This window comes from Methanolinea mesophila (assembly GCF_017873855.1).
GTDB lineage: Archaea > Halobacteriota > Methanomicrobia > Methanomicrobiales > Methanospirillaceae > Methanolinea_B > Methanolinea_B mesophila.
In genome coordinates, this window is the sequence record NZ_JAGGKR010000001.1 from 257229 (window position 1) to 277025 (window position 19797).

14 protein-coding genes are annotated in these 19797 nt (G+C 48.4%); 9 read left to right on the forward strand and 5 right to left on the reverse strand.

Annotated features, from left to right (window positions below):
* Positions 1 to 13 precede the first annotated feature (13 nt).
* The gene (locus J2741_RS01225; protein ID WP_209673238.1) at positions 14 to 865 is read right to left on the reverse strand and encodes a cache domain-containing protein; all 852 of its coding nucleotides are present in this window, start codon (positions 863 to 865) and stop codon (positions 14 to 16) included.
* A gap of 201 nt (positions 866 to 1066) precedes the next feature.
* On the opposite strand from J2741_RS01225, the gene J2741_RS01230 reads away from it, so the two are divergent.
* The 4 genes from J2741_RS01230 to J2741_RS01245 are packed head-to-tail and all read left to right on the forward strand — an operon-like array spanning position 1067 to position 8277.
* The gene (locus J2741_RS01230) at positions 1067 to 3745 is read left to right on the forward strand and encodes a type I restriction endonuclease subunit R (protein ID WP_209673239.1); all 2679 of its coding nucleotides are present in this window, start codon (positions 1067 to 1069) and stop codon (positions 3743 to 3745) included.
* On the forward strand, positions 3742 to 5166 hold the full coding sequence (locus J2741_RS01235) for a class I SAM-dependent DNA methyltransferase (RefSeq protein WP_209673240.1): 1425 nt from the start codon (positions 3742 to 3744) through the stop codon (positions 5164 to 5166). Before J2741_RS01230 ends, J2741_RS01235 begins: the two co-directional genes overlap by 4 nt.
* Complete coding sequence (locus J2741_RS01240) at positions 5150 to 6529, forward strand: restriction endonuclease subunit S (protein WP_209673241.1); 1380 nt, start codon at positions 5150 to 5152, stop codon at positions 6527 to 6529. The genes J2741_RS01235 and J2741_RS01240 overlap by 17 nt, the downstream gene beginning before the upstream one ends.
* The gene (locus J2741_RS01245) at positions 6526 to 8277 is read left to right on the forward strand and encodes a hypothetical protein (RefSeq protein ID WP_209673242.1); all 1752 of its coding nucleotides are present in this window, start codon (positions 6526 to 6528) and stop codon (positions 8275 to 8277) included. The genes J2741_RS01240 and J2741_RS01245 overlap by 4 nt, the downstream gene beginning before the upstream one ends.
* 200 nt (positions 8278 to 8477) lie before the next feature.
* Here J2741_RS01245 and J2741_RS01250 read toward each other — a convergent pair whose 3' ends face one another.
* The 3 genes from J2741_RS01250 to J2741_RS01260 form a co-directional block, all read right to left on the reverse strand.
* Positions 8478 to 9239 (reverse strand): hypothetical protein, encoded by a 762-nt coding sequence (locus tag J2741_RS01250; protein ID WP_209673243.1) that lies wholly within the window; start codon positions 9237 to 9239, stop codon positions 8478 to 8480.
* Between the two features lie 255 nt (positions 9240 to 9494).
* On the reverse strand, positions 9495 to 12197 hold the full coding sequence (locus tag J2741_RS01255; protein WP_209673244.1) for a TIR domain-containing protein: 2703 nt from the start codon (positions 12195 to 12197) through the stop codon (positions 9495 to 9497).
* Between the two features lie 36 nt (positions 12198 to 12233).
* Entirely contained in the window at positions 12234 to 13154 is a 921-nt protein-coding gene (locus J2741_RS01260; protein WP_209673245.1) for a hypothetical protein, read from the reverse strand.
* Between the two features lie 206 nt (positions 13155 to 13360).
* Here J2741_RS01260 and J2741_RS01265 point away from each other — a divergent pair, with 206 nt between their 5' ends.
* Positions 13361 to 14140 carry a hypothetical protein gene (locus J2741_RS01265; RefSeq protein WP_209673246.1) on the forward strand — a complete coding sequence of 260 codons (780 nt, stop codon included), beginning with the start codon at positions 13361 to 13363 and terminating at the stop codon, positions 14138 to 14140.
* Here the strand turns inward: J2741_RS01265 and J2741_RS01270 are convergent.
* Positions 14137 to 14313 carry a hypothetical protein gene (locus J2741_RS01270; RefSeq protein WP_209673247.1) on the reverse strand — a complete coding sequence of 59 codons (177 nt, stop codon included), beginning with the start codon at positions 14311 to 14313 and terminating at the stop codon, positions 14137 to 14139. The genes J2741_RS01265 and J2741_RS01270 overlap by 4 nt on opposite strands.
* Positions 14314 to 14451: 138 nt before the next feature.
* On the opposite strand from J2741_RS01270, the gene J2741_RS01275 reads away from it, so the two are divergent.
* From J2741_RS01275 to J2741_RS12870, 4 genes are all read left to right on the forward strand, one after another.
* Positions 14452 to 14694, forward strand: coding sequence for a hypothetical protein (locus tag J2741_RS01275; protein ID WP_209673248.1), 243 nt, complete (start codon positions 14452 to 14454; stop codon positions 14692 to 14694).
* A gap of 199 nt (positions 14695 to 14893) precedes the next feature.
* A complete protein-coding gene (locus J2741_RS01280) occupies positions 14894 to 15361 on the forward strand; it encodes a hypothetical protein (protein ID WP_209673249.1) in 468 nt (155 codons plus the stop codon).
* Entirely contained in the window at positions 15358 to 16020 is a 663-nt protein-coding gene (locus J2741_RS01285) for a hypothetical protein (RefSeq protein WP_209673250.1), read from the forward strand. Before J2741_RS01280 ends, J2741_RS01285 begins: the two co-directional genes overlap by 4 nt.
* A gap of 28 nt (positions 16021 to 16048) precedes the next feature.
* The gene (locus J2741_RS12870) at positions 16049 to 19756 is read left to right on the forward strand and encodes a hypothetical protein (RefSeq protein ID WP_245249554.1); all 3708 of its coding nucleotides are present in this window, start codon (positions 16049 to 16051) and stop codon (positions 19754 to 19756) included.
* Positions 19757 to 19797: the final 41 nt, after the last annotated feature.

Here is a 19797-nt window from a genome sequence, read left to right on the forward strand (position 1 = left end):
GGGTATTTCCCCGTTACGCCCCGCCGAGTTCCCTGATAATAATCAGCCGCCACTCGGTGCCGTACAACCCGACCGTCGTCCAGTAGGCCTCCTTCTGCACCGTGCGGGAAAATCCGGTATCGTAGAAGGAGTAGGTCGCGTGCCCCGACCAGTTGCCTGCATACGTATGGGCGAACGCGAGGATCTCGGGGAAAGCCTCGTAGAGCGACTCGTTGAACGTCTCTTTCCCGACCTCTTCAGGGTCGGGGTCGTAGAGCACCCTACCGCCGGCCTCGGCAACCATCGCGGTGTAGGGCGTGCCGTTCAGCACCGGCTCGATCTTCTCTTTGCAGAGCAGGTAGGGATCGAATGTGATGCTCATCGCCCCGGCCAGGCACTCGTCTTCTCCGAAGACGGGATACTCGATGATCGCCGCCTGCCCGCCCTCGTGGAGCGGGATGACGTCGGTCATGATCGGCACTTTCTTCTCGAACGTCTCCCTGACGACCTCCCGGCCACCGAGGTCCTCGCCGACGAGCGACGCGACGGACTCCGGAACGGCAGCGAGGCAGGTCCCGTTCCTCGCGATGGTGATGGCGGTGGTGACGGACGGGTCCGCCGCGAGGGCATCGTTGAGCTCCGCATCTGCGTCGGCTCCGGCCAGACCGGTCGCGGTCAGGTTCCCTGCCGTCGCCTCCACCTGTCCGTCGAGCCCGGCAAGAGCGCCGTCGATCTCGCCCTGCAGGAGATTCAGGTAGACAAGCATCTCCTTCTGCCCGGTAACGTCGCTACAGGCATCCCCGGCATCCGGTGCGCCGATGCACCAGCACAAAGAGACGCCGAGCAGCAGGAGTGCGCAGACCAGAACAGACGTCTTCTCTTTCACGTCACACAGCTTAACCGCAACTCTCTTTAGTCACTCGGATTGCCCGGGAGACGAAGCATGGAAAGTGATATGATAGTGGAAAGTTCGGATAATTCTAAAAAATTTAAGCGAAAAATTTTTGATTATCTTTATTTACTCTTTTTTTGAATCTCTACATACCAATTTTTCAGGGGAAATAGTGGCGGACCCCGGTGGCAGGAAATGACAGCCGAAAGCGAGAGAAAAACTCGAAAGAAGAGAATCGATCCTAAATTGAAGGCTGCCGGTTGGATCATAGTGACATTCGATGAGTCGAAGCCCCTTTCATCCTACCATGGATGTGCAATAGAAGAGTATCCCACGGAGAAAGGGCCGGCAGATTATGCCCTCTGCGTTGACGGCTTGATTCTCGGAGTCGTAGAAGCTAAGAAAGTCTCGCTTGGGCCCCAAAATGTGCTCACCCAGGCGGAACGCTATTCCCAGGGGGTACACCACAGTCCCTTCAACTACCGGGGATTTCGTGTCCCCTTTCTCTACTCCACCAATGGGGAAATTTTCTGGTTCCATGATATCAGAAATCCAAACAGCCGATCCCGTCAGATATCCGGGTTCCATACACCCGGCGCATTGAGAGAGTTCCTGGCAACCGATACCGAATCAGCAATTCAGCGATTCTCAGATATCCCTGATAACTCGCGGATGCGCCCTTATCAGCGGGAAGCATGCGATGCCGTCGGAAACGCAATGGTTGAGAGGAAACGCACCATGCTCCTCGCGATGGCAACGGGGACGGGAAAGACGGTCACGGTGGTAAATCTTATTTACCGGCTGATGAAATCCGGAGCGGCAAAACGAATCCTGTTTCTTGTGGACCGTCGGGCCCTGGCCGCCCAGGCGGTCCGGACCTTTGCCTCGTTTGATACCGAGCGGGGTTTGAAATTCAATAAGGAATATGAGGTGTACAGCCAGCGGTTTCAGCAGGGTGACCTTGAGGAAGGAGAATCGTTCGACGCCACAATCATGCCTGAGTCGTACCTTACGAACCCGCAGCCGGGAAATGCGTTCGTGTATGTCTCTACCATCCAGCGGATGACGATCAACCTTTTCGGGCACTCTTCGGTGTTCTCCTGTTGCGATGAATCGCCGGATGAAGAAGCCCGGAGACTGGATATCCCTATTCATGCGTTTGATATCATCATCGCCGATGAATGCCACCGGGGGTACACCACCGCCGAACTCTCGGTATGGCGGAATACGCTGGATCATTTTGACGCCACAAAAATAGGACTCACCGCTACCCCCGCTGCGCACACAACTGCGTACTTCCGTGATATCATCTACCGTTACGAATACGAGAGGGCGGTCCGCGAAGGGTACCTGGTCGATTACGATGTGGTCGCGATAGAATCCGGCGTGAGAATGAACGGTATATTCCTTCAGGAAGGGGAGATTGTCGATATCGTCGACCCGGAGACTGGAGTCCGTAACGTAGATGTCCTCGAGGATGAGCGTGAGTTCGGGGTGACCGAGATTGAAGCGACGATCACCTCACGGGATTCAAACCGGAAAATTCTCCAGGAGATCAGGAACTATGCCGATGAACATCAGGAACGATATGGACGTTTCCCGAAAACCCTGATTTTTGCAGAACAGGATGTCCCTCATATTTCCCATGCCGATCAACTGGTTGACCTCGCCCGTGATATTTTCGGCCAGGGGGATTCGTTCGTCCAAAAAATTACCGGCAAGGTGGACCGCCCTCTTCAGCACCTGCGAGAATTCCGGAACCGCCCGAGCCCCGGAATTGCGGTCACGGTGGACCTTCTTTCTACCGGGGTAGATATCCCGGACCTGGAATATATCGTGTTTCTCCGCACCGTCAAATCCCGTATTCTCTTCGAACAGATGATGGGACGCGGGACACGAAAAGGAGAGAATATCCCTGACAAGTCTCACTTCGTAGTCTTTGACTGTTTCGGCGGCTCTCTTCTGGAATATTTCAAGAAGGTCACAGGGGTAACTGCAGAACCTCCGGTCCGTGAAACGAAACCTATTACCCAGTTAATTGAAGAGATCTGGAACGGCCAGGACAGGGAATACAATATCCGCGTTCTTGCAAAAAGGCTGAACCGTATCGACAAGGAGATGTCGGGGGAGGCCCGGGACCTTTTCTCCGCATTCATCGAGAACGGGGACCTGAAACGATTCGCGGTCTCGCTGGAACGACGGCTCCATGAAGATTTCTCCGGGACAATGAAGCTCCTCCGCGATACGGATTTTCAGAACCTTCTGGTCAATTACCCGCGACCTCCCAGGACGTTCTATATTGATGATGTTACCCAGGATACGGTCACTTCTCGCTGGCTGGTCCGGGATGCTTCGGGGAACGAATACAAGCCCGAAGATTACCTCACGGCATTTTCCAGGTTCGTGAAGGAAAATCCCGAGCACATCCAGGCCATCGGGATCCTTCTTAACCGGCCGAGGGACTGGGGGACCGATGCGATCTCTGAACTGAAGTCCAAACTCGCCGCTACCCCGATGCGGTTTACGCTGGATAACCTCCAGAAGGCTCACCAGGTCCAGTACCACAAGGCCCTGGTCGATATCATCTCCATGGTGAAACACGCCGCCCGGGAAGAAGAAGCCCTCTTCACCGCCGAGGAGCGGGTAGCCCGGGCGTTCGATAGAGTCACGTGGGGAAAGACGTTTACGCCCGAACAACAGGCCTGGCTCACGAGGATTCGGGAACATTTAATTGCGAATCTCTCCATCAATGAAGAAGACTTTGAGTACATTCCCATTTTTACGGACCATGGGGGATTACGAAGAGCGACCCAGTTATTCGGGCCGGACCTTCCCGGATTATTGCAGGAACTGAATGAGGCGGTTGCCACGTGAGTGATATTGTCCAGCGTTTATGGGGTTTTTGCCATACCCTCCGGCACGAAGGGATTGATTACGGGGATTACATCGAACAGATTACCTATATCCTCTTCCTCAAGATGGCACACGAGCAGAACCGGCAGCTCCCTGCAGGATGTTCATGGGATACCCTGAAGGAGAAGTCCGGGACGGAGCTCACGGATCACTATACCGATGTCCTCAGGACCCTTGGAAAGCAGGAGGGGCTGCTCGGGGATGTCTTTGCCGGAGCACTCTCGCGGTTTCATAACCCGGTTAGCCTGAAGAAAATTATCGGCCTGGTCGATGAAACCGAATGGACCGCTCTGGATATCGACGTAAAGGCGGCCGCGTTCGAGGGACTCCTTGAAAAGGCAGCAAGCGAGGGTAAGAAGGGTGCCGGGCAATATTTCACTCCGCGCCTCCTGATCAAAACCATCGTCCGCTGCATGAAACCGGACCCCCGGCCATACCGTGAGTTCACCATCATGGACCCGGCCTGCGGGACAGGCGGGTTCCTGGTCTGCTCTTACGAATGGTTGAAGGACCAGACCGGCGGCGGGGCGTTTGACCGCGACCTCGCCAAGCGGATCCGGCATGATACCTACTTTGGAAAGGACCTGGTGGAACGGCCCCGGCGGCTGGCCCTGATGAATCTCTTTCTCCACGGGTTGGACCCGGAGATCCAACTGGGGGACTCTATCTACGAGGTGCCGGATTCCCGGCGATATGACGTGGTGCTGACCAATCCGCCATTCGGGACGAGAGGAGCGAACCAGTCTCCGGGACGGGAAGACTTCCTCATCGAGACGAGCAACAAACAGCTCAATTTCATCCAGCACGTGATGACCATCCTGAAGCCCGGCGGCCGGGCCGCGATCGTGGTCCCGGACAACGTGCTCTTCGCGGACCAGGCCGGTGCGGTGTTCGAGGACCTGACGAAGCAGTGTGCCCTCCACACGGTCCTCCGTCTCCCGAACGGCACCTTCTCCCCCTACTCTCCCGGGACGAAGACGAACGTGATCTTCTTCACCAAGGGGATGCCGACAGAGACGACCTGGGTCTACGACGGGAGGACGAACGTGCCCTCCATCACCAAGAAGGACCGCCCGCTCACCTCTGCACACTTCGCAGAGTTCGAGGACTGTTATGGCCCGGACCCGAACGGGAGATCTCCCCGGAACCCGGGGCAGTCAAAGGAAGACCGGTGGCGGTCGTTCCACATCACCGAACTGAAAGAGCGGGACTTCAAAGTTGATTCACTCAAGTGGCTCAGGGACGAGGGGCTCGGCGATGCGGATGAAATCGTATCTCCGGAGGACCTTGCGACCGAGGCAATCGAGGAACTGGAAGCAGCGGTCGAGGACCTGAACACCATTGTAGAGATGTTGGGGAACGGGTATGACTGGGGAGAATGAGCTGCCGGAGGGGTGGGTTGCTTGCCAAATGGGAGATATTTCTGAGGTGATTGCGGGAGGGACTCCGAATACTAAAAATCTTGGGAATTTTATCGATGACGGGATACCTTGGATTACACCTGCCGATTTAAGCGGTTTTAAAGAGATCTATATCTCAAGAGGTCAACGGTCACTATCAATAAAAGGGTTTGAGTCAAGTTCTGCAAGATTAATGCCAAAGGGAACTGTGCTTATGTCGAGCAGGGCACCCATTGGTTATATTGCGATTGCATTAAACCAGATAAGTACAAATCAGGGATTTAAAAATTTTATCTGTTACGAAGGAATCCTTCCGGAATACGTCTATTTCTGGATAAAATTTCAAACGCCGCTAATTGAATCGATGGGAAGTGGTTCGACTTTTAAGGAAGTATCAGGGAGTCGAGCCAAAACCATCCCCATCATAATCCCTCCCCTCGCCGAACAGCGCCGCATTGTCGCTGCGATTGAGGCACTCCTCGTCAAGGTGAACGTCTCTCGGGAACGGCTCGACCGGGTGCCGGGGCTGCTGAATGCGTTCCGGCAGGCGGTCCTTGAAGCGGCGTGCAGCGGGAAGTTGACGGAGACGTGGCGGGAGAATTCTTTTCTTGGAAATAATCACCATCAAGAAATCCCCTTCGGTTGGAAGTTGGTGAAAGTTGAAGAAGTATGTCATTCTCGACTTGGTAAGATGCTCGATAAATCTAAAAATAGAGGCGAATTCGTGCCATATCTCCGTAATATAAATGTTCGTTGGTTTGACTTCGATTTTTCTGATATAAAAACCATTAGAGCAACCCAGAGTGAGATTGAGAACTTAACGCTTAGAAAGGGAGACCTATTAGTTTGTGAAGGTGGGGAACCAGGTAGATGTGCAATTTGGAGAGATGACGATAAATCTTTTATATATCAAAAAGCACTCCATCGGCTCCGCGTCAAGGACGATGTTATCCCAGAGTGGATATGCTATTGTTTAAAAAACGCTGCTGATTCTGGTCGTTTATCAGATCTATTTACGGGAAGTACAATAAAACACCTTACTGGAGTATCTCTAAAAGAATTCTCCTTTCTATTACCACCCCTCCCCGAACAACACGAAATTGTCCACCGTGTGGAATCCCTCTTCGCTCTCGCCGACCACATTGAGCAGAGAGTGGCCACCGGGAAAGAACACGCGGACCGGCTGACTCAGGCTATCCTTGCGAAGGCGTTCCGTGGAGAACTGGTGCCCACTGAAGCGGAACTTGCAAAAATTGAGGGGCGGAAGTACGAGCCGGGGAGTGCGTTGCTGGAGAAGATAAATGCTCAAAAGGGATTCAAATCGGGTAAAGGAAAAGAGAAATGAGATATATTAAAAATTTAGAGGTTGGCCTTAAACAACACGCAACTTTTAAAAATATCCTATTATATTTTGGAATTTTCTTTTTAGTAATCCTACTCGGGAGTATATTCGTTTTCAATGTGAATATAAATCCTACCAACGTAACTGGGGCTAGATATTTTTTAAGTGCTCTAATTCAAAGCCAAGCTGCAATTATTGCGATAATAATAAGTTTGTCATTAATCGTGATTCAAATCAATTCATCAAATTCCATCCGATTAATTTCTTCATTGAAAAAGAATTCTGACCTATGGATCCTTTTATTTCTCTATCTTTTCGCAATTTCGGTTGAATTATATGCGTTGAAAGAATTTTCAGGAGATACGGGTAATCTTTCTGAAACTGGTTCAAAAATAGCATCGATTTTGTATTTCGTTGCCCTATCGACATTCATCATCCTTTTTCCATATGCATACCATATGTTGGACCTAATCTCGCCAAGGAAAATTGTTGAAAGACTGATCCAAGAAATTAAGATAGCAGATTTCATTTCCGAATCTGATAGATTTTTATCCTTATTTGATCTTACTAATAAATCTATAAAAGAAAGTGACCATTCCACTTTGAATTATATGCTAAATTCCATAACCGCTCTTTTCGAAATAACCTTTAAGGAAAATCTTCAAGAAAATGACAAAAATCAATTATGTCAGCATTTAACCCATCAATTAAAAAAACAAGGACGTTACTGTTTATTAGAGAAGAATGAAGAATGCCTTGCTGAAATAATTGATTGTTTTGGTCGATGTGGAATCATATGTGTAAAAAAGCATTCAAATGAAAATGCTAAAATTTTTGTTGAAGATATCTTATTCTTTATTCCTCCTTCGCTCGAAAACCACTCTGATTTAGTTTTAAGCCAAATTTGTGAATCATTAGGAGATACTTCAATCGCAGAAACCTCTAGGCGCTCCCATGTTGTTTTACCTAAAGAGGGGGAAGAAGGTTGGTCATCAACTGACGAATTGGGAGATATTTCGATTTCAACTCTTGGATGGTATGATGAAATTATTATTAGAACACGTGAAAATCAAGAGGAATATTATCAGACAATATCTACAATCGCTTCATTGTTATCAAAAATATGCTCATGCAGTATTAATTCAGGTTTCCAAACTCAAAGTATATTGAATACTTTAGAGGGTTTAGTTAATAGTTCAATAGATTCATCAAATTCAAGTTCTTTCTTAAAATCCCTCACTTCAATTAAAGAAATTCTCAATGCCTCCTATTTTGAGGGTGTCGAGACGGAGCATTGTGGGATTAAATTGGACACTTTTCATGCGATTTTTAAATTAATCGACTCAATTACAATTAGAGTTTTCAACATCTTTGGGGAACTCGAAATTTTTCGTTTGTTCAGCATCATTGATAATATCGCAACAACTTCAAAAGACGATCCTTTGGGTCGGGATGCTACTCAAATGGGGGTTCAATATTTCTTGAAATATGGCGCTTACGCTTTGAAAAACAAGAGCGAAATCAGGCATGATATCGCCACATTATTGGGAGGGATATGTGCTTTTAATGAGGATTTAGTCAGATATACGATTAAACAAATATTAGAAGCAAATCCAGCATTCGCAGAGGAATCAGAGGATTTTATTAGATTTTCCTATAATGAGTGTGAAAGACTTAAAAGAGTTATAAAAATGAGAGAGCAAATGAAAACTCCAAATGTAAAGCCCAAACTTTACAACTTAAAAACATAAATTCTCACGCTCCCAACACCCCTCACAAACCTTCACTCCACGCTCCCCGATAATACTTTCGCAATCCATTCCGCCTTTTGCAAGCCGCATATCGTGCATCCCCCCAAATCCACACCGATCCGCTCTAATCGTTCTACATCCATCACTCCGGTACCGGAGGTGCCGAGGCCCTATCCCTCTGGACAACCGCGTTCTCAGGATTAATACCCTCTTGTAAAAGTTGAATGCTCTCCACGGAATGAAACTATTTCGAGAGTCTGACAATCGGGAGAAATCGTGATAGTATTCCCTGCGCCGGCATCGACGCCGCCAGTCCAGGTATGACGAATTTTATTAGGTGCGATTATCTCGTAAGGGCCCCATGATCTAAGCTGATTATTTTGATATATCTCGATTCGATTATCGGGAAAAATCTGAATATACACTCCTGATACGGGCGTATTTTCATATTGGGTTTGCGTCCATTTTCCGATACTGTTACAGGACAAGTCTGATAATTGGGATGATTGATAGGTACTGGTGATTGCCGTTGTTACAGGTATAGTTGTGGCAAACGTTGATATTGTTGGGCTTATTGCTTGTGATGGAATTTGAGCGGATAATGTACCGCCGACAAATAGCCCCACAGAATAAAGGAGGTAATAAACAGGAAGCGCTCCAATTAGAGCAACAATTAACACTGTTAGTATACATGAAAATAGGTGACATCTTTGATATTTATCAGATACCCGTTTTTCACATTTAAGATCTTGATGCCATATGTAGATCGCAATAACAACGCATCCAAGGCCTGCAACTACAATGAGAATATCAGATTCAAAATAGCCCCCTAAACCGCCAAGAATTCCTAGGAAAAATGCCGCGATATATAATTGTTTGAAATCCAGAATCATAAATTGGAATATATATTCACAGGCATTAATTCTCTGGCGAAGATTCAGATGGCTATAAGCAATATACATAATAGGTACGACTCAAATTCGTCAACCGAATTCTAATTGATGGCATTTGTCGGGTTAATTTACATTAATCTGGGTAAAATACGAGCTTTTTTGGGAAGTCGGGTTTTTGAGGGTCGCTCGGGAGGGCCTGTGGACCGGTAGAGGTGGTGGGTCTGGGTTTTACTGTTACAGAACGAATAAAAACGAGAGGACTCTTTCAACTGTTAGAGATAAATCAGGGGTTAACCTGGTAGTTTACCCAAAAATATCAAAGGTTTAAGTCAATTTTGCTCTTTCAATATGAAACGTAGATTCAATTTGCTGTCTCTGTCTGTAACCTACATTATGTAAAGCGCAATGACCGACAATCATCATTTCAGCAGATCTCTTTGCAATTAATGAAAAATCCTTTTGAGATATTCTTCGATGAAGTTCTTCGACCGGTATATTTTTTAAATATTTCATGAGGATTCCATATTTAATCAGGGCCGTTGCGGGATTATCAATTTCATCACAAACTTGATTGGAAATCTCAATTAATTTGTCCGAACCTAGCGAATTAACTATTTTGAAAATATTCCCATATACGATGATAAAACACATATTCCAGAATATCGTTTGAGCCATCTTTCTTTTATCTTCTTCGGATAATTTTTTATTGGCATCTCTTTTTTCATCTAACTGACTCAATCTTATTGTCATATAATCTAAAATCGCTTTTTGTGACTCTTCACTTTTAATCGAATTGATGAGAGATGTTAGAATTCGTAAATGAACATTCATACCATATAAGAAAATATTTCGAAGTCGATCTTTTTCTAGCGATCCCGAACGGTTTCGAATTATCACTCCCATAACTTCAACAGTTTTTACTGCTTTTCTCAAATCTATGAGATACTCCTTATTTTCTGTTACTTGATCGTCGTTTGTTTCAAAATTGTGATTTTCTTCAAAATCATCTTCAAATTTCGATAACTGTTCTCTATGCATTTCAGGAGTATGGTTTTCTGAGGGTAATATCGCACGAATGACATTATGCATTTCCTCATCAAAAAAAGCCATTTCATCTTTGCTTAAAGTTGCGGGATCATATTGATTAAATAAAGAAAGTGAAATCGTTTCTATTTCGTTAAGGACTTGAACATTTTTTGAATGATGTATTATGAATACAGCGATATAGGCATTTTCGGGATTCTGAAGGTTGTTAAATATTTCTTTGATTGTTTCAATTACATCGGGTTTATCAAGATTTTCTGAAAGAGTCTTGCCAACAAAGAAATAATAAAAACATGGGTATTTGAAGGAAAAATTATTCAAACCATCTTTAATTACAACATCGGAGAGATTTTTAAGCAGTTTTTCGGGTTTTATATGTAAATTAAAATTATTTGAATAATCCTCCATAAAAACAGAAAATTCATTAAAATTTAGTTGATTTTGATTTTTTTGGCGTAAAAATGATGCAAATTCGCTCATGAAATTAAAGTAAGTATCAATATCATCACTCTCCACATTGCGTTTTTTCAGATAATAGACGAGAAATGCATGATAACAATATCCTTGAGATGTGATGTCTTCGTTGAGCGATAACGCAAATGCTTCATAAGTTATCAGTGCGGACAAAATAAAAAATGGGTACGCTGGAATTAGTCCTTTTCCGATGTTTCTCCCTAATGTTACATTGATGAGTTCAACTTTTTTATCGATTTCTTGATACGTATCAAGATCGATTTCTTTGTCATTTAAACTCAACCATCTTTTAATTAATTCGGACCTGATGGACGGTTTTAATTCCTTAATTCTGAAAGTGATAAACGATGAGATCAAGCTTTCATCTTTGAAATTTAATCCAAAAATATCATCGATAATGATAACACAAAGAGGGAAATTCAATAGGGCTTTAATTCGCTTCTCTTTATCTTTCGAAAGATGAAAATCATCAACAATTGGAACAATTCTATCAAGATTAATTACATTTTCATCAAAATTTTGATACTGTTTACGAAGGGATTTAATTAGAATATTATCTATTTTTCCAGGAGTTTTGATATCATCACCAGATATGTAAACAGGAATAAAATTTAATTTTCGAAGTTCACAAAACATCCTCTTTGCGATAGTTGTTTTTCCTGATTGATCTTCTCCGGCGATGATGATTCGATTTTCAGAGAACAGATTTTCAAACAACTCGGTCGTTTTGATAGTAGAGGTACTTTTCTTTGCAATGTCAAATTTTTCCAACTCCGTTTCTATGTAGATATCTTTGAGGGAAACGGATTCTTTTTGAGAATGAGCTTTGTTTAATAACTCGGTGTCAAATAAGAAAGATTGAAATTCATCTCTAATCGATAATTGTTTGATTTTTTGTTCTCTTTCAACTATTGCTTTTATCCCAAGATACACACTATGCCAAGCATCATTGGGATCGTTAAAAGATGTTATTGGTTTACCATCATCTGGGTACGCAAGTACATGAGAGATATTTGGATCATCCTTCCATGCACACTGAGATAATATAATTGGAATAACCGGTATCCCCTTCAATTTTCGAAGTGTAAATGCTATCTTTTTCTCATTTTGACATTCAGGGGATGCAAGAAATTTTGCAGAAACAAACAAACAAATAATGTCAGCTTTTTCTAAATTTTGACCGATAATCTCTTGAAAATCATCTCCACCTAACAAATGTCGGTCATACCACTCTTCAATCGAACCATTAGTTTTAAGGGGTGCGACATGTGTTTTGAAATCTTCGACATTTGGTTTTTCAGGGGTGTTATCAGCGTGTGAATAACTAATAAAAACCTTTAATTTTTTGTTTTCCTGGGAAACAAAATTTCCTTCTCGAATTTTTTCTGACGTATGCTTACCCCCATTATTTGAAATTGAATCAAACAGATAATATTTCGTGCAACATATATGTGAATTTCGAACTAAGTATTCTAATTCCCAAAGTCTCCCCACACCACTTTCCTGCACCGCCCTCCCCCATGCACCAAATAATAAGCGGTTAAATTATGATGAAAAAGAGATTTCCTTCAATTTTAAAGAAGGTTTAAATATTTCATTTGCTAAACGATGTCCTTCACCGTGTACCCATAGATATAATTGGGCTCCCAATGGTGAAGGTGTGCATACAATATACGAATCCTCATCCACTGCGTCTTCTCTAGCAGTAGATGCAGAACTATAGGCACTAAGTATTAATTGATCCTCACTAGACCTTGGTGCAACTCCAATACTAGCATCAACAACCGAAAATCGAGGTCTAGCTCTTGCGCCTTCTTTTTTTCGAACAAACAATGCTCTTTGTCGCTCCGAACAAAAACTTCTAGGCCCAAAAATACAGTCATTCAATAGCTCTTCTTTTAAAAGACGTGGTACAAATTCAGTAAGAATGTCTATCTCCTCGTATGTATCTTTATAATATTTCCTAAATTCTAAAAAGAATTCATTAACAGGTATCCTACAAAAAAGGCGGTGCCTATCTTCAACTTTGAAAATTGAATGAGATGTCCCTAAATGTTTTTCCCTCATTTTTGAATAGAGAATATAGTGGGCTTTTAAATCCACATTTGACATTTTAATAATCAAATCTAATAAATACAACCCTCTATCATCAGTTCCGGTTGTTGTTCGTGAGGCAGCCATTACCCCGGCGAAATATCTTTGAACAAGATCATCTTCAATATACGAACCCGAATTTATTAGTCGTTCAACGATTCTTGGATTTATTATTCCTTCTTCTTCGACTCCATCTCCGAGGACCTCTCCTGTTTTAATAACAATTTCCTCGAGATTTTTTTGTCGTAACGCAATTAAATCACGTAATTTTTCTCCAAGATAGTCTGAAGTTGGTCCTAAAATTCTTTTTACTTGTTCAGGTAAAGTTAGGGTAGCAATTCCCACAGCACCTAACAACAGAGGATCTACCATACATCAAAGCCTAATTAGAAAGAAGAAGTATTCATTTAAAAATATTTTCATAACCTAATTTTTAAATTCAATAAAGGAAATCAATTAATTTTTCAAAAATTCTTTTAAAAATGCTTTCGCCAGTTGTTTTTCAAATCGATCATCTACATATTTTCCTAATTGCACGGATATATTAATTCATATTTATTCTAAAATCCAGAAAAAATATGAAAATAAGCGAAGTTATCTTGAGGCATCCTACTCAAGGTTATTTAAGTGGATTATTTTTTATCGTCCTCGATTGCATATTTTTGTTTATAGAATTTGTTGTTCCACTCATAGTATACATCAACGCCTTATATACATCATATGCACATCCTTGGGATGAAAAGAATTCAAATATTCCTCAAAATTGTCTAGAATCTAAATATTCACATTTTATTCATTATATAAAAATTAAAATTCCATATTTATATAGGAGAAGGGATTACATCCGATATTTATTGCTACCCATTCTAATCGACTGCATTTTTGGTTATCATCTTGCAGTAACAAAACGAGAATATATCCAAGGTCGCGAACACGATGGAATTGTTATTGTTCATGAAAATATTGCAAAAATGAGTTTTTATGGCGATGGCGTTGGGATACTCATAAAATTTTTCTATGAACAGGAACCCCCTATTCCCTATAAAGTCTATCATTGTGATACTTTACAAAAATTTATAGAAGTAGTTAGAAATCCAGATGTTACTTCATTATGGATATTTGGCCATGGTCAACATTCGGGTATTGGTTGTGGTGTAAATCACTTAATTTATGAGCTTACTTTTCCACCACCTCCCAAAACCCCGGAAAAGAAATACATCTATCAATTACATTGCAATTCGGGTTGTGGTATATCTTTAACTGATATTTTATCGCATCAAAGAGGGTTTGCAAATTATCGAAATAGTGACCCATACATAAACCAATTCTACGTGAAACAAATAATTAAAAATTTTTAGCTTGATTTCCTTCCACAAATAGTCATTTCCCCAAGTGGAATAAACAAGTATCTCGCTGAAAAGATCGCAAGTATCAATAAAAAGATCTTTTTCGATATTCCATCATTTTCTCCCCCCCTATCCTCCCCCCCAGTGCCGCACCTCCCCCACCATTTCCCCTTCCTTTTAACCATCCACCCCACAATTCCGCGCGGTTTCCATTTCAGGGCATCTCCATCAAATAAAAACAAAATTTCGCCACAATTTTTCCGCCATTTTCCAATTCAACCGCAATCCTTATCTTATCCATAATAGTATCCTTATGTACAGCAATGATCCGGGAATTCGTCGTGAAGATGGCCGTGGCGGTGCGGGAAGTCGTTTCAGACCCGCGATTGAGACGCCCGGTCATCTTCATGATCTCCCTGATCTGGTTGCAGGTCAACGTGCTTATCGGCACGGTCCTCCCCGAGGAAGCGGAAGAGTTCCCGGCGCCGGTCCCCATGTTCGCCGGACCGGTCCCGGCCCCGGTATGCCCCTGCAGCCACTTCTCCCTCTTTTTCGATCGACGGTGACGGACGACACCTCCGGGTCCGTGCCATCATAAAATCCCGAAAGGTCATTTTTTTTCGCCTTGCGAGACCTACCGGGATTTTTACCGCGATCTTCCGGGCCCGGACATTCGTCCATTTCATTTGAACCATCGTAGCCTGGGCGGTTTTTAGCCCGTTTCCCGAGTCGTTGTTGAATAAAAAATTTCGAAGTGATAGAGCCATGAAAATATTCGATGAACCAGAAGTGGAGCTGGTAGAATCCTGCACGGACGCCGGCTCCGTAGGTCGTATAAGAAAAGCCGGAGCAATGAATCTCCCCGAGTCCGGGGAGGACGATAGAATACGACGGGATTTGTGGATACTCTCCGATAAGAACCTGATTCTGCACCATGAAAATGGGGAGCCGAAAGATGCAGGTCAGATTTTACACCGTGAGAGGGAGGAGCCGGAAACTAGAGGCCTGATTCTCCGACCCGACGGAGAAACCCTGTATACTCCAAATTCAATTTCGCACCGGGAGAGGCAGGGAGCGTACGATACTCATCTGATGCTCAAGCCAGACGGGGAAGTGCTATCCGCACCAGACCCGATTCACTGTCCTGAAGTGGGAGCACTGCCCGATACGAGCCTGGTTCTTCCTTCAGATACGACCCGCCTTCCAAAAGAAACAAAGGGGGTGTACCGGTGACCAAGCGCTACCGGAAGTTTTGCGATGCGGAGTACGAGGCCTGCCGCCTCCTGAAAGACGAGGGGTGGCAGGCGTACCGGATCGCAGGAGGACTTTCTCCGCCCGACCTCGTGGCGATGGGTCCGGCAGGCTGGGTCGCGATCATGGTCCGCAGTTCGCGAAGTCCGGTCCCGGACGCACACGCGGCGGCCCTCAAATATCCCCGGGAAGTTGCGAGGATGCGGACCGTCGCGGGAACGGCGAAGCGGAACTTCCGGGTCGAGGTGTGGATACGGTCGCCGCCGGACGGGTGGAAACGCTACCGGGTCTTTCCCTTCGGGTTGATGCGGGTGTTCCCGGGAGAACTCTACAACACGCCTCCGGAACTGCTGGATCTGGCCGGAGAGGAGGGTCAGCCCGACCGGCTCATGCCCTGGGAAGAACTCTTCAGGTTGGACCACCTGGGGGAGGAGGACATTGTTCCGGACCGGGAGGAAGATGACCAGGTTGGAGATGCGGGCGACGGCTGTACCCTGCGAAAAGACGCGAGGAATATAGAGGACGGCAGGGACCGGGAGGAACACGACCCTGTTGAAGGGCCTGCCCGTAACCCCACGGGCTGGCCCGGACCCTTGGCAACTGCGAACGCTGCCTGCGACCGGGTGACCAAGCATGCCTGATGCCGTATCCCCTGTCGGTACGGCATCCATGCGGGACGAGGTCGAGCGGGCGGTCCGGGTCCTCTCCGTCCCGGGCGGGGTGGTGGAAGTCCGGGCCGTCGCGGAGAACGGCACCCACAGCGGGTACTTCGACGACCCCGTCCTGCTCGCCCGGTCTTCCGAGCTCCTGGACCTCGCCACGGTCCACGGGGTGTACGTCACCCTGAACGAGGTGGCACCGGCGCTGATCGCCCGGCGGGCGAACCGGGTGAAGATGCGGCTCGGCGCAAAGGACGCCACCACCTCGGACGGGGATATCCTCCGGCGGAGGTGGTTCCCCGTCGATATCGACCCGGTCCGGCCGAGCGGAGTCTCCGCGACGGACGAGGAACGGGACCTGGCCTTCCGGAAGGCGGATGAACTCGCCGCGTGGCTCGCGGAACAGGGGGTTCCCGAACCGGTCTGCGGGGATTCGGGGAACGGTGCGCACCTCCTTTACCGGATCGACCTCCCGAACGACGAAGAGAGCAAACAGCTGGTCCAACGGTGTCTCGCGGTGCTCGCCCTCTTCTTCTCGGACGAGCGGTGCACGGTCGATACTGCGGTCTTCAACGCCGCCCGGATCTGGAAGCTCTACGGTACGGTCTCCAGGAAAGGGGACCACACCCGGGAACGTCCCCACCGGAGGTCCCACCTCCTTTCGGTCCCCGACCCGGTCCCACTCGTCTCCCGGGAGACCCTGGAACGGCTTGCCGGGCTCCTTCCCACCACGGACCCGGGACCGGAGAATGGAATGCAGGGACCGGCCGGGAATCCTCTTCCGGATCGTCGGGCATCCCCGGGCCTCGACCGGAGTGCCAGCCCGAACCACTGGAACTCCAGGGGACTCGCGGAACCTTCCGGTCAGAGTCGGGGAAAATCCCCGGGCCTCACCGGACCCTCCGGCCTCTCTCCCGGGACCTTTCCGGCCCGTAAAGGAACGGTCCCCCCGAATGCGTTTTCGCGTGCATTTCCGACCGCAACCGCGAGCGTACAGGGCCGGGACCGGACGAAGGTCTACGAGGACGGGAACGTCCCCATCGAACTCCGGGGATGGCTCCGGGAGCACGGGATCGCCGTCCGGTACGAAAAGCCCTGGCAGGGAGGGACCCTCTTCGTCCTTGAAGAGTGCCCGTTCTCCTCCGCCCACCGGGACGGGGCCTTCGCCATCCGGTTCCCGAGCGGAGCGGTCTACGCCGGGTGCAAGCACGCGAGCTGCGGGGGAGGAACACAACGGTGGCAGGAACTGCGGCGGATGTACGACACCGAGTACGCCGAGCGGGAACGGGAAGGGGAATCGGCTGCGGTTCCCGGGACGGGTCCGGGGGTGACCGGGGACCCGATGACCACTTCCGCTTCGCGACTGTCCGGAACATCTCAGGGGGTGGCCGGGAATGCAGTGATAAATTCTGCTCCCGGACTGACGGGGACATCTCTGGGGAAGAACGGTAACCCGATGACAAACTCCGGTACTCCACGAGCGGGGACACCTCCGGGGAGGACTGGAAATGCAGTGACAAATTCCGCTACTGGACTAGCGGGGACACCCCTGGGGAAGGCCGGTAACCCGATAACAAATTCCGCTTCGCCACTGTCCGGAGCGAACTCTGGTACGGAATCCGATCCCGAAAACGGATCGGTTCGCATGGACAGGAGCGCCACGTCTCCATCCCGGCAAGAACCAGGATTGCCTCCGAACCTTAATGACCCACCCGGAGCAGCCAGCGACAACCCGCTCCGCGACCGGGCGAGGGAGATTCTTTCGTCCGGCGATCCCCGGAAGTTCATCCTGGACACCTTTGCGAAGTGCCACGTGGGAGACGAGGTCGTAGCGGCGTGCTACCTCGCGAGCATCCTCTCCACGACGGTCGCGAACTCCCGGGGCCTGCACGTCTGCCCCACGGGAGACTCGGGGAAAGGGAAGAGCGACTCGGCGAACGCATTCCTCCGTCTCCTCCCCGCCGAGGCGAAGATGCAGGGCTCGATCACCTCGAAGGCCCTCTTCTACCACGGGGTCCCGCCCGGCTCCGCGATCATCTTCGACGACTTCTCCATGAGCGAGGACCTCCGGGAAGTGCTGAAGAACGCGACCTCGAAGTTCCAGCACGGCCTTTCCCACTACACCCTGAACGCGAACCGCCAGCCGGTGGTCCTCGAGCTCCCGCCCCGGTGCGTGTGGTGGGTCCTCTCGGTGGACAACCCCGGCGACGACCAGGTGCTGAACCGGATGATGAACCCCTGGATCGACGACTCCGAGCAGCAGGACATGCGGGTCCGGGACCACATCTTCGCCCGGGCCTGCCGATCGGGCGGAGCGCCAGAGGAAGACGAGGACGTGGCCGTCTGCCGGGAGATCTTCTCCCTCGTCCGGGAACAACTCTACACCGTCCGCATCCCGTTCGCGAAACGAATCCGGATGGACAGCATCCGGAACCGGAGGAACCCGATCATGTTCCTCGACATCGTCCGGTCGTTCGCGGCGCTGCGGTTCATGCAGAGGGGGAGCCGGACCCTTCCGGACGGGACGACCGAGATCGACGCCGCGGAGGAGGACTTCCGCGACGCCGCCGGGCTCTTCACCGCACTGGACTCCACCGACGGAGGCCAGACCTCGAAACTGCTCAAGAACGAGAAGCTGCTGCTCGACTCGGTACTCGCAATGAAGACCGGGGAGTTCACCCTCAAGGACGCCCAGGCCTGGATGGGACTCCCGTACGTCGCGGTCCGGCGCATCCTTCACGGGCGGCTGGAACGGGACCGGGACACCGGGGGGCTCCTCGCGAAGTGTCCCGCACTCGGCGTCATCGAAATGACGGTCAGCGAAGGGACCATCGCGGCGGTCACCCGGAAGAGGGAGAACCACTATACCTTCGACTACGAACGCTACCGGAGCTGGACCCGGGGCAACGGGGTGTGGCTCTCTGAAGGGGACCCTGACCATAAGAATCGCGACGGACCTGATCCCAATGATCCCATAAAAAAACGCGATGGGATCACAAATGGGATCAGATCGGATTTCCTGGAAAACGGTCAGATAGAAAATCCGGATGATATTAAAGAGAATACTAAGAATAATTGTACATTAAGATCCCATAATTCCAAAAGCGCAGCATCTCCTCCGGACCCCGGAAATTCCCACCAGGGGGGCGAGGGGTCGGAGGTATGCTCCCGCGATCCGGGATCATGGGATCACGAAAATGAAAATATTCCGGAAAATGAACGAAATGGGAAAGAAGATGAGGAACGCGAGAATCTCGTGATCCCAGACCTGATCCCATCCGGTCCTCCGATGGGATCATGGGATCATCTCAGGGAACAGGACTACATTGCACTTCCCTACGATTCCGACGAACCCTGCCACCTGTGTGGGAGTGCTCCCACGTCTTCAGTGAAGATCCGGCAACTGACCGATCCTCCGGACGGGGAAGAGAAGTACCTGTGTTTCGTATGCCTGAAACGGGTGCGGGAACGAGAGAGAACTGCGAAGCGGGACAACTTCAATACGAAGTCCGGACCGGCACAAGTCAAAGGAATTGCACCTCTCCCGGGCCTCCTGAACCCCGGCGATTTCACCCGGGCGAAGTGCTCCCAGGGGAAATGCGCAATCTGCGGGGGAAATGATGCGGTGTTCCGGAGTGCATCGAAGGCGATGTCCTGCTGCGAGAAGTGTTACGGGCGGCTGGTCCGGGAGGGAAACCGGGCCGAGGGGGCGGGGTAAGAATCTGAATAGAGGTCCGGGAGACCGGATAGCCACGAACG

Excerpts from the sequence above, each read along its gene's own strand:
- J2741_RS01245 (WP_209673242.1), top strand. The coding sequence starts at position 6,526 with ATGAGATATATTAAAAATTTAGAGGTTGGCCTTAAACAACACGCAACT.
- J2741_RS01270 (WP_209673247.1), bottom strand. The coding sequence starts at position 14,313 with ATGGTTAAAAGGAAGGGGAAATGGTGGGGGAGGTGCGGCACTGGGGGG.
- J2741_RS01260 (WP_209673245.1), bottom strand. The coding sequence starts at position 13,154 with ATGGTAGATCCTCTGTTGTTAGGTGCTGTGGGAATTGCTACCCTAACT.
- J2741_RS01240 (WP_209673241.1), top strand. The coding sequence starts at position 5,150 with ATGACTGGGGAGAATGAGCTGCCGGAGGGGTGGGTTGCTTGCCAAATG.
- J2741_RS12870 (WP_245249554.1), top strand. The coding sequence starts at position 16,049 with ATGCGGGACGAGGTCGAGCGGGCGGTCCGGGTCCTCTCCGTCCCGGGC.
- J2741_RS01250 (WP_209673243.1), bottom strand. The coding sequence starts at position 9,239 with ATGTATATTGCTTATAGCCATCTGAATCTTCGCCAGAGAATTAATGCC.
- J2741_RS01230 (WP_209673239.1), top strand. The coding sequence starts at position 1,067 with ATGACAGCCGAAAGCGAGAGAAAAACTCGAAAGAAGAGAATCGATCCT.
- J2741_RS01265 (WP_209673246.1), top strand. The coding sequence starts at position 13,361 with ATGAAAATAAGCGAAGTTATCTTGAGGCATCCTACTCAAGGTTATTTA.
- J2741_RS01280 (WP_209673249.1), top strand. The coding sequence starts at position 14,894 with ATGAAAATATTCGATGAACCAGAAGTGGAGCTGGTAGAATCCTGCACG.
- J2741_RS01275 (WP_209673248.1), top strand. The coding sequence starts at position 14,452 with ATGATCCGGGAATTCGTCGTGAAGATGGCCGTGGCGGTGCGGGAAGTC.